This window comes from Microbacterium sp. UCD-TDU, assembly GCF_000340625.1.
Taxonomy (GTDB): Bacteria; Actinomycetota; Actinomycetes; order Actinomycetales; family Microbacteriaceae; genus Microbacterium; species Microbacterium maritypicum.
Genome location: NZ_KB454447.1, coordinates 526,344 through 539,748 on the forward strand (window position 1 = coordinate 526,344; position 13,405 = coordinate 539,748).

The 13,405-nt window shown below is 67.5% G+C and carries 13 protein-coding genes and 1 tRNA gene; 3 read left to right on the plus strand and 11 right to left on the minus strand.

What is annotated here, in order from left to right:
• Positions 1–16 precede the first annotated feature (16 nt).
• On the plus strand, positions 17–400 hold the full coding sequence (locus D514_RS32830; protein ID WP_017830624.1) for an RNA polymerase-binding protein RbpA: 384 nt from the start codon (positions 17–19) through the stop codon (positions 398–400).
• On the opposite strand, the gene lnt is transcribed toward D514_RS32830, so the two are convergent.
• The 9 genes from lnt to D514_RS32875 are packed head-to-tail and all read right to left on the minus strand — an operon-like array spanning position 397 to position 10,092.
• Positions 397–1,920 carry an apolipoprotein N-acyltransferase gene (gene lnt, locus D514_RS32835; RefSeq protein ID WP_036323692.1) on the minus strand — a complete coding sequence of 508 codons (1,524 nt, stop codon included), beginning with the start codon at positions 1,918–1,920 and terminating at the stop codon, positions 397–399. The genes D514_RS32830 and lnt overlap by 4 nt on opposite strands.
• Positions 1,921–1,930: 10 nt before the next feature.
• Positions 1,931–4,405 (minus strand): RNA helicase, encoded by a 2,475-nt coding sequence (locus tag D514_RS32840; protein ID WP_031206158.1) that lies wholly within the window; start codon positions 4,403–4,405, stop codon positions 1,931–1,933.
• Entirely contained in the window at positions 4,402–5,160 is a 759-nt protein-coding gene (gene tatC / locus D514_RS32845) for a twin-arginine translocase subunit TatC (protein ID WP_031206159.1), read from the minus strand. Before tatC ends, D514_RS32840 begins: the two co-directional genes overlap by 4 nt.
• A 57-nt stretch (positions 5,161–5,217) precedes the next feature.
• Entirely contained in the window at positions 5,218–5,454 is a 237-nt protein-coding gene (tatA, locus tag D514_RS32850; RefSeq protein ID WP_017830628.1) for a Sec-independent protein translocase subunit TatA, read from the minus strand.
• 44 nt (positions 5,455–5,498) lie between these two features.
• Complete coding sequence (locus D514_RS32855; RefSeq protein ID WP_017830629.1) at positions 5,499–6,482, minus strand: YafY family protein; 984 nt, start codon at positions 6,480–6,482, stop codon at positions 5,499–5,501.
• Positions 6,479–7,471 (minus strand): YafY family protein, encoded by a 993-nt coding sequence (locus tag D514_RS32860; RefSeq protein WP_017830630.1) that lies wholly within the window; start codon positions 7,469–7,471, stop codon positions 6,479–6,481. The genes D514_RS32855 and D514_RS32860 overlap by 4 nt, the downstream gene beginning before the upstream one ends.
• Positions 7,471–8,382 (minus strand): hypothetical protein, encoded by a 912-nt coding sequence (locus D514_RS32865; RefSeq protein ID WP_017830631.1) that lies wholly within the window; start codon positions 8,380–8,382, stop codon positions 7,471–7,473. Before D514_RS32865 ends, D514_RS32860 begins: the two co-directional genes overlap by 1 nt.
• A 10-nt stretch (positions 8,383–8,392) precedes the next feature.
• Entirely contained in the window at positions 8,393–9,412 is a 1,020-nt protein-coding gene (locus D514_RS32870; protein ID WP_017830632.1) for a tRNA (adenine-N1)-methyltransferase, read from the minus strand.
• Positions 9,409–10,092, minus strand: coding sequence for an HAD family phosphatase (locus tag D514_RS32875; protein WP_268244446.1), 684 nt, complete (start codon positions 10,090–10,092; stop codon positions 9,409–9,411). The genes D514_RS32870 and D514_RS32875 overlap by 4 nt, the downstream gene beginning before the upstream one ends.
• A gap of 90 nt (positions 10,093–10,182) precedes the next feature.
• Between D514_RS32875 and D514_RS32880 the strand changes: the two genes are divergently transcribed.
• Positions 10,183–11,031 carry a PAC2 family protein gene (locus D514_RS32880; protein WP_017830634.1) on the plus strand — a complete coding sequence of 283 codons (849 nt, stop codon included), beginning with the start codon at positions 10,183–10,185 and terminating at the stop codon, positions 11,029–11,031.
• A gap of 7 nt (positions 11,032–11,038) precedes the next feature.
• On the opposite strand, the gene D514_RS32885 is transcribed toward D514_RS32880, so the two are convergent.
• Together D514_RS32885 and D514_RS32890 are read right to left on the minus strand one after the other, a co-directional pair.
• Positions 11,039–11,863, minus strand: coding sequence for an undecaprenyl-diphosphate phosphatase (locus D514_RS32885; RefSeq protein WP_017830635.1), 825 nt, complete (start codon positions 11,861–11,863; stop codon positions 11,039–11,041).
• A gap of 43 nt (positions 11,864–11,906) precedes the next feature.
• Positions 11,907–13,202 carry a M20/M25/M40 family metallo-hydrolase gene (locus D514_RS32890; RefSeq protein ID WP_017830636.1) on the minus strand — a complete coding sequence of 432 codons (1,296 nt, stop codon included), beginning with the start codon at positions 13,200–13,202 and terminating at the stop codon, positions 11,907–11,909.
• Between the two features lie 111 nt (positions 13,203–13,313).
• Between D514_RS32890 and D514_RS32895 the strand changes: the two genes are divergently transcribed.
• Positions 13,314–13,396: transfer RNA gene (locus D514_RS32895), tRNA-Leu, on the plus strand.
• Positions 13,397–13,405: the final 9 nt, after the last annotated feature.

The following is a 13,405-nucleotide window of genomic DNA, read 5'->3' on the forward strand; positions in this document are numbered from 1 at the left end:
ACGAGAGGACCACACAATGGCAGATCGCAGCCTGCGCGGCATCCGACTCGGCGCCCAGAGCCTACAGAGCGAAGAGGGCGTCGTTTTCATGGAGCGCCGTGAGACCACCTACACCTGTGACACTTGCGGCCACGTCACGAACCTGATGTTCGCGGCGGACGCAGAACCGCCCCAGACCTGGGAGTGCCGCGCGTGCGGCGCCGAAGCCCGCCTGAACGTCGACGGCCAGGCCGTCACGCTCGAGGTCACCGACGAGAAGGCTGCCCGCACCCACTGGGACATGCTGCTGGAGCGTCGGAGCCGCGCGGAACTCGAGGAACTCCTCGAAGAGCGCCTCGCCTTCATCCGCGCCCGCCGCGGTGCCGGCGAAGACCCGACCCGCGAGAAGATCGGCGCTTAGCGCCTCCTGGCGCGCCACCACCCGACGAGGAGCGCGCCCAGACCGCCCCACAGCAGGATCACCTGCACCCAGGGGCCCAGCACCACACCAGCTGTGAGGCCGGATCGGAGCTCGACATCCTCGAGCATCGCTCCGGCCTCATCTGCGTCCAGGCTCGTGACGGTCGATCCGTCGGCGCGGATGATCTGGCTCGTGCCGACAGTCGAGACGTTCACCACGCTGCGGCCCGTCTCGATGGCCCGCATCCGGGCGAAGGCGAGCTGCTGGAGGTTCTCGTCCGTGCCGCGGAAGTCCGCGTTGTTCGTCTGGAACACCAGCACCTCGGCGCCGGAGTTCAGCCCCTGCCAGATCACGTCGTCGTAGATCACGTCGAAGCAGATGGCGAGGCCGACCGGGACACCGTCGACGGTGACCAGCGGGGCGTTCGTCCCCGGCGTGTACTCCCTCTGGATGAGTCCGATGAGGTTGGGAGCGAGCGCGTTGAAGAAGGCGCGATCCGGCACATACTCGCCGAACGGGACCGGGTGGCGCTTGTCATGCAGCTGCGTCGCCGTGCCGTCGGGATTCCACAGCATCGATGTGTTGAAGTAACGGTCGTCCCGTCCGGTGGCCGCGTTCGCCAGCAGCGGGGCGTCGACACGGTTGGCGAGCAGAGTCATCCGCCGCGCAAGGGCGTCGATCTGGAACGGGTCGCCGTCCAACGACCCCTCCGGCCACACGAGGAGATCGACATCCTCGCCGTAGAGAGGCGCGGTCGCGTCGGTCTGCGCCTGGATCACCGAGAACGGCTCGCGGTCGTCGAAGTAGCCGGTCGGACCGTTTCCCTGTACCGCTGCGATCCGCAGGGAACCGCTGGAAGACGTGGGAAAGAGCGGGGTGAACAGGAGCACCACCACGAGGGCGGCGGGCGCGATCACGAGGAGTGGCCGTCGCCACGCCCTCATGCGCGCGACCTCGATGAGCATCGCCACGACGAAGACCATGAGGAAACTGAGTCCGCTGACGCCCACCCAGGAGGAGACCGGTGCCAGCGGGCTCTCGGCCTGGCTCATGCCGATGCGAGCCCAGGGGAAGCCTCCGTAGGGCCAGGAGCCGACGAAAAGCTCGCGGCCGACCCAGAGGGCGGCGACGACCGCGGGAAGCGCCAGGAGGCGGCCTGCGGTCCCGGGGAAGGCCTTCGGGAGCCACCGGTAGGCGAGGGCGATCGGGACGAGGGCGATTCCCGTCAGAATTCCCTCGAGGACACTGAGAGCGGCCCACGGGACCGGGCCCAGGTAGCGCGACGTCCAGGAGACGAGTAGTCCGAAGAACAGGATCCCGTAGACGACTCCGACCAGCAGCGCTCCCCCGAAACGGCGTCCGATCAGTGAGACGAGAACGAGAGCCGTCGCCGGGAAGGCGAGGATCCACACGGCGGCCTCTGGATAGGCCAGGTCCATCATCACCGCGGCGAGTCCGGCGGCGAGCACAGCGGCCCACAGAGGCAGGAGCGCGCGCTGGGGCGCTCGTTTCTCGGTCATCGCATCCATCTCACGTCGAGGAGTAGGCGACGATGCCCCGGCGCACCCCGTCGAGCGCGGCCCGTGCGGTCCGCGCGATCGTGGCGTCCTCCGCCACGATCGAGAGCTGATCCAGCAGGTCGATCGTCTGCTTCGCCCAGCGCACGAAGTCACCGGCTGCCATGTCGGCGTCGATCAGCACCCGGTCGAGCATTCCGCCGCGCGCCCACGAGTGCATCGCTCCGGCGAGCCCGGCCGCCAACGGCTCGCTGCCGGGAAGGTGATGGTCCTGCTCCAGATCGTCGAGCTCGGCCCACAGCGTCGTGGTCTTCTCGTACGCCGCGCGGAACGCACCGCGTGGCAGACCCCGCTCCCCCGTATTCGCTTCGTCCCGGCGGGGCTCGTAAACGAGGCAGCACGCCATGGCGGCGAGAGAGGGGGCGTCGAGACCGGCCCAGAGGCCTTGGCGCAGGGACTCGGCGACCAGCAGATCGCGTTCACCGTAGATACGGCGCATGGTGCGTCCGGCCTCGGTCAGGGTGGTCTCCTCACTGTCATCCACGATGTAGTCGAGCGTCTCCAGCACCTCGATCACACGGTCGAAGACCCGCGCGACGGAACCGGTGCGCGTCTCGATCTGACGACGGATCCGGTCGTTCTGGCGCTTGAGCTTCCAGTAGCGCTCCGCCCACCGCGCGTGAGCTTCACGATCGGGACAGCGGTGGCAGGGATGGCGCTGCATCTGCGTGCGCAACGACTGCATACGCTTCATGCGCTTGTCGCGCGACGCGCGCGGCGCGTTCGAATCCTGTCGGTTCTTCTTCTCGAGGTCGCTCAGCTCGCGCCGGATGGCCGCGTACTCGGGGAAATCTCCGTGCTCGCACGCCATCGCGCTCTGGTAGCCGGCCAGAGACTCCTCGGCCTCGCGCACCTGGCGTGCCAGCCCGACGACGGCACGGTCCGCCTGGAACTGCGCGAACGACGATTCCAGGATCTGCCGGGCCCTGACCTTGCCGAACATGTCGATCAGGTTCACGGCCATGTTGTACGTGGGCCGGAAGCTCGAATTCAGCGGATACGTCCTGCGGGAAGCGAGTGCCGCGACCGCCTGCGGATCCATGCCCTCCGTCCACTGCACCACGGCGTGACCTTCGACGTCGATGCCTCGACGACCGGCGCGGCCCGTGAGCTGCGTGTACTCCCCCGAGGTGATGGCGACACGGGCCTCGCCGTTGAACTTCTCCATCTTCTCGAGCACGACCGTTCGCGCCGGCATGTTGATCCCGAGCGCGAGCGTCTCGGTGGCGAAGACGACCTTCACGAGCTTGCGCTGATAGAGCTCCTCGACGACTTCCTTGAACGCGGGCAGCAACCCCGCGTGGTGCGATGCGACGCCGCGCTCGAGGTTGTCGAGCCACTCCCAGTAGCCGAGCACGCCGAGGTCCTCCTCCTGGAGGGTGCGCGTGCGCTCCTCGACGATGGCGCGGATCTCGGAACGCTCGTCATTCGAGGTGAGCCGGATCCCTGCCCGACGCACCTGCTGCACGGCGGCCTCGCACCCGACCCGACTGAAGATGAAGAAGATCGCCGGGAGCAGATTCGCCCGCTCCAGAAGTCGCACGACGTCGGGGCGATCCATCCGCTCGATCCGGCGTGCGTTGGCGGCGCGTACCGGACGACGTCCGCCTCGCTGAGGCCGCTTCGCCTGACGACCGGCATGGCGGTCGCTGCGGTAGGACTGCGCCTGACGGTTGTTCTCGTACGTCGTGCCCGTCGAGGAGCGGATACGCATCAGCTCCTGGTTCACCTGCGCGGTGGCCGGGCCAGCACGATCGTCGAAGAGCGGCAGGAGGTCGTCGCGGACGAGCACGTGCTGCTCCAGCGGCACAGGCCGGATCTCGGAGACGATCACCTCGGTGTCGCCGCGCACGGTGTCCAGCCAATCGCCGAACTCCTCGGCGTTGGACACGGTGGCGCTCAAGGAGACCAGGCGCACGCGCGCCGGCAGGTGGATGATGACCTCTTCCCACACGGCGCCGCGGAAGCGGTCGGCGAGGTAGTGGACCTCGTCCATGATGACGTAGCGCAGGTCCCGCAGCGCCGAGGAGTCGGCATAGATCATGTTGCGCAGGACTTCGGTGGTCATCACGACGATGCGGGCGTTGCCGTTGATGTTGGTGTCGCCGGTGAGCAGACCAACCTGGTCGGCTCCGTAGACGTCGACCAGCTCTCTGAACTTCTGATTGGAGAGCGCTTTCATCGGCGTCGTGTAGAACGCCTTGTCGCTCGCGGTCTGCATCGCGAGGTGGATCGCGAACTCACCGACGATGGTCTTTCCCGCGCCCGTGGGGGCTGCGACCAATACGCTGCGTCCGCTCTCGAGCGCGTGGCACCCCGCGACCTGGAAGGGGTCGAGCTGGAACTTCTGCAGCGCCGCGAACGCTGTGGACTGCGGGTGCTCCACTGCCTCCTGAGCGCGCGCGTACCTCTCCGAGGGCGAACTCATGCCGGATCCGGCAGAAGCCCTGATGCCTCGTCGCGTTTGCGTTTGCGTCGATCGAAGATCAGGGAGAGACCCGCGGCGGCGAAGAAGAGGACGATCAGGATACCCGCGAGCATGAGCATGCTGACGACGTCGGCGGCCGGCGTCGCGAGAGCGGCGAACACCGTGGCGATGATGATGGCGACCCGCCATCCCTTGAGGATCGCGCGACCCGACATGACGCCGGCGAGGTTGAGAGCGACCAGGAACACCGGCAGCACGAACGAGATGCCGATCACGATCATCAGCTTGAAGATGAAGTCGTAGTACTCCTGGGCGGAGTAGAGGTTGGTCGCTCCGGCCGGGGTGAAGCTCCACATGAGCTCGATGATGTGGGGCATGATCATCACCCCGAGGTAGCAGCCGGCGAAGAACAGCGGAACGGCAGCCACGACGAAACCGATCGTGTACCTGACCTCTTTGCGCGTGAGGCCGGGCATGATGAACGCCCAGACCTGCCACAGCCAGACCGGAGCCGACAGGAAGATGCCGATAGAGAACGCGATGCGCATGCGCATGTCGAACGCCGAGGTGATGGTTCCGAAGTTGAGCGCGCTGAAGTCGTCTCCGCGCTTCTCGGCGATGATGCGCACCGGTTCGGTGATGAAGTTGATGATCGGGTCAGCCACGAGGAAGGCGATGACCATGCCGACCACGAGAGCGAGCGCAGCGAACATGAGGCGCTTGCGCAGTTCGACGAGATGCGCGCCGAGCGACATCCGTCGATCCCGATCCGCCTTCGGCATCACGGTCGGTTCGATGGCTGCCACGGCCGGTCAGGCGCGGGGCGGAGTCTCAGGGTCGATGCCCGAGTCCTTCACCGTGGTCGGGTCGACGGCTGCAGACTCGGTGCGAGCGGCGTCATCGTCCTTCATCGCCTTCATCTCGCCCTTGAACACGCGGGCGGACTGACCCATGCTCTTGGCGAGGGCCGGCAGCTTCGCGGCACCGAAAAGAAGGAGGATCACTGCCAGCACGATAAGCAGGTGCCAGCCTTGCATTCCAGCGAACATGTCAGGTTTCCCGTCGTCGGTGAGCGTTCGATCCAGTCTACAGATCAAACCTTTGCTTCGGGTTGGCGATAGAGGGCGAGTCCTGCGGCTGCCCACTCCCTGGTCGCCGCGCGGGCGACACCCGGTTCCAGGACCTCCATGGCTCCCCCGAAGCGCGCCGCGAGCCGCTTGATGCCGCGCGGGTCGGCGAGATGCAGCCGGGTGGTCACTGCGCCGTCGACCGCCTCGGTCGCCCCGGTGGGCACGAATCCGCTGAGCAGGGGTGCGAGACGCTCGGCGACGCGCACCGTCACCTCGCGCTCATCATCGAGCCCGGCGAAAGCCTCCGGAACCTGATCTCCGCTGTGGGTGATCGGGATCTCGGTCAGCGTCGGCGCGCTCACCCGGTCGAGGTGGAAGGTGCGCATCGCCTGCCGGAGGTGGCACCACCCCTGCAGGTACCACTGTCCGTTCGTGATCAGGATCTGCATCGGATCCACGGTGCGGGTCGTCGGCGCGGCATCGGGAGCCTGATAGGTGAAGGCGATCGCGACGCCTTCGTGCAGGCCTCGAGCCACGGCTTCACGAACCTCGTCGACGGCGCTGGGCGCGACGACCACGTCGGCGGGCGCGTCGGCTGCACCACGGGACAGCTTCGAGATCAGCCCTGCCACCAGGCCCGAGTCGGAGACGGCGGGAACCGCGGCCACCATCTGCAGACCTGCGAGCAGGGCGGCAGCCTCCCGCGCGGTGAAGCGCGGCACACGACGCAGGGCGACATCGTTGGTGATCTCGATGACGTCCTCGAGGTCCAGCAGATCCCAGTTGATGTCGAACATCTCCTGCGGCTGCTGCCAATAGCCGTCCTCACCGGGAAGCCCGATCACGGTGAGCTTCTCGACCATGCCGCGCATCTCCTGCGACGTGACGCCGAACTCCGATGCAGCCTCTTCGAGAGAGACCTGTCCGTGCTCGAGCACGTAGGGAACGAGGGTCAAGTACAACCGCACCCGGTCTGCGGCGAGCAACGGCTTCGACTTGGCGGTCATCTCGCCTCCTCCTCGTCGGTGTGCAGCTCGGCGACGGCGCGAAGACGCGAGATCACGGCGTCGCGCAACGGTGCGGGCTCGACCACGCGAACCTCCGGACCGTACGAGGCGAGTTCGTCCGCGAGGATGTGCAGGTCCACGAAGGGCACGTTGATGCCCTGAGGAGCTGATGTGGCCCTTCGCCCCAGGCGCAGCGCGGCCTCCGTACCAGGGGTGATCTCCAGGAGAGCCGAGTTCTCGGACGCGACCCGTTCCAACCCTGCGAGTGCGCGATCCCCCGCACCGTCGCGCAGGGCGGGGTCGAAGCTCTGCGAGCTCACCCGCACATCCCCGACGATCCGACTGAGCAGGAAGGTGCGGTCCTCCTCTGCATCGACGTCGACGCCGAAGACATGCCACCGCGCCTCGTAGTCGACCAGCGCCAGCGGGCGGACCCGGCGCCGGCGAGGGGCATCCTCGCCGGGCTTCAGGTAGTCGAAGGAGACCACTCGGGATCGTTCGATCGCATCCTGCAACGGAGAGAACGCGGCATCCCTGGCCGTGATGCGAGGGGCGAAACCGATGATCGGCTCGTCGCCGTCGATCCCGAGGGCGCGGATCTTGCGGACACCCGACTGGGCGTCCCCGGAGACCGATTCGGCGCTCCAGACGCTTCCGGCGAGCTGGAGCACTGCCAGCTCGGCCGGCGAGAACTCGATGTCGCTGGGGAGATCGTATTCCGCCTGGGGAATGCGGTAGCGCGCTTCGCGGAGGTCGTTCGGATCCGCAGCGTCCCCGATGGTCTCGATGGGTACCCCGAGCGAGCGCAGCTCGTCCTTGTCCCGCTCGAACATCTTCTCCAGGGCGTCCGATCGGGTGCCCGCCTCTGCGCGCTGCCGATACCCGGAGACGTTGTCGAGGATCTGCTGCTTGGTCAGCCCGATCTCCGTGGCCATCAGCGCCACGACGAGATTCGTCAGGCGCTCCTCCGCGGGGATACGGGCGGCCATCACTGCGTGGGCGCCGTCACTGCGCCCAGGATGTCGACGACGATCGCCGTGGCGGGAGCGCTTTCGGCAGCGGGGAAGACGACGAGCAGTTGCGACCCGACGGTGGCGCCCACGAGCTGCTCGGCGGCCACGCTCACGCTCGCGTCCTTGCCCCACGAGCTCGTGGTGACCGTCTTGTCGTCCCAGCCGACACCCATGATGTTGGAGACGACGATGTCGCCCTCCTTCACCTTCGGGCCATCGCCCTTGATGAGCGTCTGCGTGACGATTTCGGTCGGCGCGGGAACATCGGGGATGATGATGCCGGGAGTGCCGTCGGGGGCGCGGACGACGCTGGGAAGGCCGCGTGCGTCGTTGAACTGCAGTGCACCGGATGCCTTCGCCGGCATGACATCGAGCACATCGATGACCGCGACGATGTTCTCGCCCTTGTCGAGACCGAACGCCTGGACGTTCTGGGCCCCGAAGTCCTCCGGAGTCAGGACGGCGAGGACACGGCTGCCACCGGTGGCGCACTCGAGAACGTCCGCGAGACCCGCAGAACGCTGAGCCCAGTAGTCGATGCTGTGCACGCGGCTCTGGTCGCCGTTGAACTCGGACTGGTAGAGCGCCTTGCCGCTGTCTCCGCCGTAGAAGGCGATGTCCAGCACTACGGGCTGGAAGTCCGATCCCAGTGCCAGACCGTCTCCGACGGTGACGTCGGCGAACGAGGTCTTGTCGGTCTTGACCGGTCCGAAGACGTCGACATCGGGGACGGAACCGAGGTCACCGCTCACGTCGGCGACGTTCAGGATCTTGTCGTTGCCGCCGCGGTCGCACGCGGCGACACCGTCGGATGCTGTCGCGGTGCAGCCCGTCAGGGCGAGGACGGCGAGGCTGAGGGATGCCAGAACGGCGGACGTTTTACGCACGCGCTCCAGTCTATTCCGTCGCGTGCCCGGAATCGCGCGATGCGGCGGCAAGGCGCGCCCCTTCGGCCGCCTTCTCCGCTTCTCGTGCGCGTTTGCGGAGGTTCTTGTCGCTGATCTCCCGGTCACCGACGGCGCCGGGCGTCCACGCCTCCACGTCCTCATCGCCGTAGCTGCTCTTGGACGCACGCCGCTTCACCGACGGCGCGATGGCACCGGGAGCGAGTCGGCGGGCCGTGAGGAGGAACCCGGTGTGGGCGACCATCCGGTGATCAGGGCGCACGGCGAGCCCCTCGACGTGCCAGCCGCGGACCATCGTCTCGGAGGCGTCGGGGTCGGTGAAGAGTCCCGTGCCACGGATGTACTCCGCCACACGGGAGAGCTGGGTCGCGGTCGCCACGTAGCAGAGCACGACGCCGCCGGGGGTGAGGGCGTCGGCCACGACATCCATGCATTCCCACGGCGCGAGCATGTCGAGCACCACGCGGTCGACGGAGGCCGGGGCCACCTCGTTCGGCAGGGCTTCGACGAGATCGCCGACGACGACCCGCCAGGTGTCCGGGTGCTCACCGAAGAAGGTCTCCACGTTTCCGCGGGCGACATCGGCGAAGTCCTCGCGACGCTCGAAGGAGATCAGCTTCCCGGCCGGGCCCACGGCTCGCAGGAGCGAGAGGGAGAGTGCGCCGGAGCCGACGCCGGCCTCGACCACCACCGACCCGGGGAAGACGTCGGCCTGCATCACGATCTGAGCCGCGTCCTTGGGGTACACGATCGCCGCGCCGCGGGGCATCGACATCGCGAAGTCCCGGAGCAGCGGACGCAGCGCCAGGTAGTCGTGCCCGGAGCTGTTGGCCACGACGGAGCCGTCGGGAAGCCCGATGAGGTCGCGATGGCGCAGTACGCCCTGGTGCGTGTGGAGCTCTCCGTCTTCGCGGAGCGTCACGGTGTGCAGTCGGCCTTTCGGCCCGGTCAGCTGCACGCGATCGCCCGCACGGAACGGACCGCTCGGCCGCTGTACGCGGGAATCGGTCATCGGGTGGCTCCTGTCACGGCGGTGTTGCTGTCGAAGAGATCGGTGAGATCGTCGGCGCCCCTGCCGGCGAGGGTGGACCACAACTCGTGGGCGCCGAGGTGGTCGAGCGGCACGATGTGGGGAACCGCGAGGGTCAGCGCCCCTGAGGCGAGGCCGGCGCGCACGCCGGTCGGCGAATCCTCGATGACGATCACCTCGGCGATGTCGACGTCCAGAAGCGCGGCCGCCTGCAGGTAGGGCTCGGGGTGGGGCTTGGGGTTGTCGACGTCATCGCCGGCGACGACGATGTCGAAGGCCTCGAACTCGATGAGCTCGACGACGTTGAGCGCCATGCGACGCAGCGACATGGTCACCAGGCCTGTGGGGATCCCCGCCTCGCGGAGGTCACGGAGGAGCTCGCGGGCGCCGGGGCGGAACGGGACGCCCTGCGTGCGCAGCGACTCCTGCACCACGTCGGTCAGGTGGGAGACGATCGCCTCGGGCTCCATCGCGACACCGGCGTTCTGCAGGATCACCGCGCTGTCGAGCAACCCGCTTCCGACCAGCTGCAGCGCGTCCTCGTGGGTCCAGGAACCTCCGAACGATTCGACCAGTGCCGTCTCGGCGGCCATCCAATACGGTTCGGTGTCGACGAGTGTTCCGTCCATGTCCCAAAGGACCGCGCTGGGCTTTCTGCTCACTGAACCCATGGTAGCCGTGGTGCCGCCCGCATCCCGCCTTCGCGGACTAGCCTGGAAGGATCACGACCGCGATCTCGAAGGGAGCCCTCGATGGATGTTCTCGGTCCGCGCATCGTCATCGCCGCCTTCGACGGCTGGAACGATGCGGGCGAAGCGGCCAGCAGCGCCATCGAGGCGCTGCGCTCATCGTCGGAGTACGACCTCGTGCACTCCGTCGACCCCGAGCTGTACTTCGACTACCAGTACACGCGTCCCTCGACGCGGATGGATGCCGAGGGCCGCCGCCAGCTGACGTGGCCGGAGGCCGGACTGTGGCGTCCGCGCGATCCTGCACCCGGACCCGAGTTCTGGTTGCTCACGGGCGCCGAACCTGCGCGCACCTGGCAGGCCTTCGCCTCCGAGTTCATCGACATCGCCCTCCGCGACGACATCACCGGTCTCGTCACTCTCGGGGCGATGCTGTCCGATGTCCCCCACACCCGACCGATATCGATCTTCGCCTCGAGCCAGAACGAGCAGGTGCGCGAGGCGCATGGCCTCGAGCGCTCGCTGTACGAGGGCCCGGTCGGCATCCTCACCGTCTTCGAGCACTTCGCCGAGAACGCGGGCATCCCGACGGCGAGTCTGTGGGCGAGCGTGCCGCACTACGTCGCGTCGGCGACCCCTTCGCCGAAGGTGACGCTTGCTCTGCTGGACCGCCTCGAGGAGCTCACCGGCCTGGACGTCGATCGCCAGACGCTGCGCACCGAGGCCGCGACCTGGGAGGCCTCGATCGACGCAGCAGCGTCCGAGGACGAGGACATGGCGGAGTACATCCGTCAGCTCGAGCGCACCCGCGATACGTGGGACTCCCCCGAGGCATCAGGCGACGCGATCGCCCAGGCGTTCGAGCGCTACCTGCGTCGCCGCGACGACGGCCCCGGCGACCGCAAACGCTGAGCCCGGCTCAGGCCGCGATCACACCGGTTCCGAGCAGGACCAGCAGGACGGTGCCGAGCAGGATGCGGTAGATCACGAAGGGCAGGAAGCTGCGCTTCGAGATCCAGTTCATGAAGAACGCGATCACCCCGAGTGCCACGACGAACGCGATTCCGGTCGCGGCGAGCGTGTCGCCGAAGGAGAAGAACGACGGCTCGTCCCAGCTCTTGAAGACCTGGTAGAAGCCGCTGCCGAACACCGCGGGGATCGCGAGCAGGAACGCATAGCGCGCCGCAGCGGCGCGCTCGTAGCCGAGGAAGAGCCCCATCGTGATGGTGCCGCCCGAGCGGGAGACACCCGGAATCAGCGCCAGCGCCTGCGCGAAACCGAAAGCGATGCCGTGCGGGTAGGTGAGGTCGTCGAGCTTGCGGCGCTTCGCCCCCACGTAATCGGCGACGCCGAGCAGGATTCCGAAGACGATCAGCATCACGGCGACGATCCACATCGACCGCAGCACGGTCTCGATCTGATCCTGGAACAGCAGCCCCAGGACCACGATCGGGATGCTGCCGATGATGATGAGCCAGCCCATCCTGGCGTCAGGGTCGTTGCGCGGTGCCTTGCCGACCAGCGACCGGAACCACTGCGTCACGATGCGCACGATGTCGCGCCAGAAGAACACCACCACCGCGGCCTCGGTACCGATCTGGGTGATCGCGGTGAAAGCCGCACCCGGGTCTTCACCCGACGGCAGGAACGTGCCGAGGATGCGCAGGTGAGCGCTGGAGGAGATCGGAAGGAACTCGGTGAGTCCCTGGACCACACCGAGGATCAGTGCTTCGAGCAGGTGCATGGAGAGAGCTTTCAGTTCGGAGGAGGCACGGAGCGCGCGACGCTCAGTACGTGCGCAGCAGATCGGTCAGCACCCGCTGGCCGAAGACAAGCGAGTCTACGGGTACTCGCTCATCGACTCCGTGGAACATGCCTGTGAAGTCGAGGTCGGCGGGGAGCTTCAACGGGGCGAAGCCGTAGCCGGTGATGCCCAGGTATGCCAGCGCCTTGTTGTCGGTGCCGGCCCCGAGAAGATACGGGATGACCGGCACGCCGGGATCGTGTCGCCCGATGCTGGCGACCATCGCCTCGACGAGCTCGCCTTCGAACGGCGTCTCCATGCCGATGTCCCGGACGACCGTCTCGATGATGATCTCGTCGCCGACGATCTGCTGGAGCTCGGCCAGGACGTCGTCCTCGGTCCCGGGGATCACTCGCACGTCGATGAGCGCTTCTGCGCGCTCGGGGATCACGTTGTGCTTGTAGCCCGCGGTCAGCGCGGTCGGGTTCGTCGTCGTGCGGAAAGAGGACCGCAGGAAGGCCTCGGCAGGACCGGCGGCGGCGGCCAGGGCATCGGGGTCATCGACGCTGCGTCCGCTCAGGGCGCTCAGTCCCTCGAGCAGGGCTTTCGTGGTCGACGTCAACCGGATCGGCCAGCGCGTGCGGCCGATCGCCGCGACCGCTTCTGCGAGCTTCGTGACCGCGTTGTCATCGTGCAGACGGCTGCCGTGACCCGCGCGCCCCTTCGCCACCAGCCGGATCCAGATCAGGGCCTTCTCCCCCACCTGCAACAGGTAGGCGCGTCGGTCGTCGACCGTGATCGAGTAGCCGCCGACCTCGCTGATCGCCGCCGTCGCCCCCTCGAACCACTCCGGGCGATTCTGCACGACCAGTGCCGAGCCTTCCACGCCGCCGTTCTCCTCGTCGGCGAAGAAGGCCAGCACCAGATCCCGCTCCGGTCGTTCGCCCGCCCGAAGGATCTCTGCGACGGACGTCAGGATCATGGCATTCATGTTCTTCATGTCCACGGCGCCACGTCCCCACAGCATCCCGTCCTGCACGAGGCCGGCGAAGGGATCGACGCTCCAGTCTTCGGCCATGGCCGGCACGACGTCGAGATGGCCGTGCACGACGAGCGCGGGCTTGTCCCTGTCGCGTCCTGGCACGCGTGCCATCACGTTCGTGCGCCGCGGGATCGGCTCGTAGTACTCGACTTCGAGCCCGAGCTCCTCCAGGTACGCCCCGACGTACTGCGCGGCCTCGCGCTCGCCCTTCGCGTTTCCTCCGCCGAAGTTGGACGTGTCGAATCGGATCAGGTCGCTCGCAATGCGGACGACCTCCGGAAGAGACGGATCAGTCATGGCTCCAGGCTATCGAAACCGTGCGCCACGCCCGGGCGTGCGCCTCGGTTCGAGAGGCCGCGGAGGACGTGGTAATGTCATTCTTCGGTCGGCAACGATCATCCAACACCTGCGCGGGTGGCGGAATGGTAGACGCGCTACGTTGAGGTCGTAGTGCCCGTAAGGGCGTGGGGGTTCAAGTCCCCCTCCGCGCACAGGAAGAC

Bases quoted from the DNA above. Each gene is read 5' to 3' on its own strand.
- D514_RS32830 (WP_017830624.1), top strand. From the start codon at position 17: ATGGCAGATCGCAGCCTGCGCGGCATCCGACTCGGCGCCCAGAGCCTA.
- lnt (WP_036323692.1), bottom strand. From the start codon at position 1,920: ATGACCGAGAAACGAGCGCCCCAGCGCGCGCTCCTGCCTCTGTGGGCC.
- D514_RS32840 (WP_031206158.1), bottom strand. From the start codon at position 4,405: ATGAGTTCGCCCTCGGAGAGGTACGCGCGCGCTCAGGAGGCAGTGGAG.
- tatC (WP_031206159.1), bottom strand. From the start codon at position 5,160: ATGTCGCTCGGCGCGCATCTCGTCGAACTGCGCAAGCGCCTCATGTTC.
- tatA (WP_017830628.1), bottom strand. From the start codon at position 5,454: ATGTTCGCTGGAATGCAAGGCTGGCACCTGCTTATCGTGCTGGCAGTG.
- D514_RS32855 (WP_017830629.1), bottom strand. From the start codon at position 6,482: ATGACCGCCAAGTCGAAGCCGTTGCTCGCCGCAGACCGGGTGCGGTTG.
- D514_RS32860 (WP_017830630.1), bottom strand. From the start codon at position 7,471: ATGGCCGCCCGTATCCCCGCGGAGGAGCGCCTGACGAATCTCGTCGTG.
- D514_RS32870 (WP_017830632.1), bottom strand. From the start codon at position 9,412: ATGACCGATTCCCGCGTACAGCGGCCGAGCGGTCCGTTCCGTGCGGGC.
- D514_RS32880 (WP_017830634.1), top strand. From the start codon at position 10,183: ATGGATGTTCTCGGTCCGCGCATCGTCATCGCCGCCTTCGACGGCTGG.
- D514_RS32885 (WP_017830635.1), bottom strand. From the start codon at position 11,863: ATGCACCTGCTCGAAGCACTGATCCTCGGTGTGGTCCAGGGACTCACC.
- D514_RS32890 (WP_017830636.1), bottom strand. From the start codon at position 13,202: ATGACTGATCCGTCTCTTCCGGAGGTCGTCCGCATTGCGAGCGACCTG.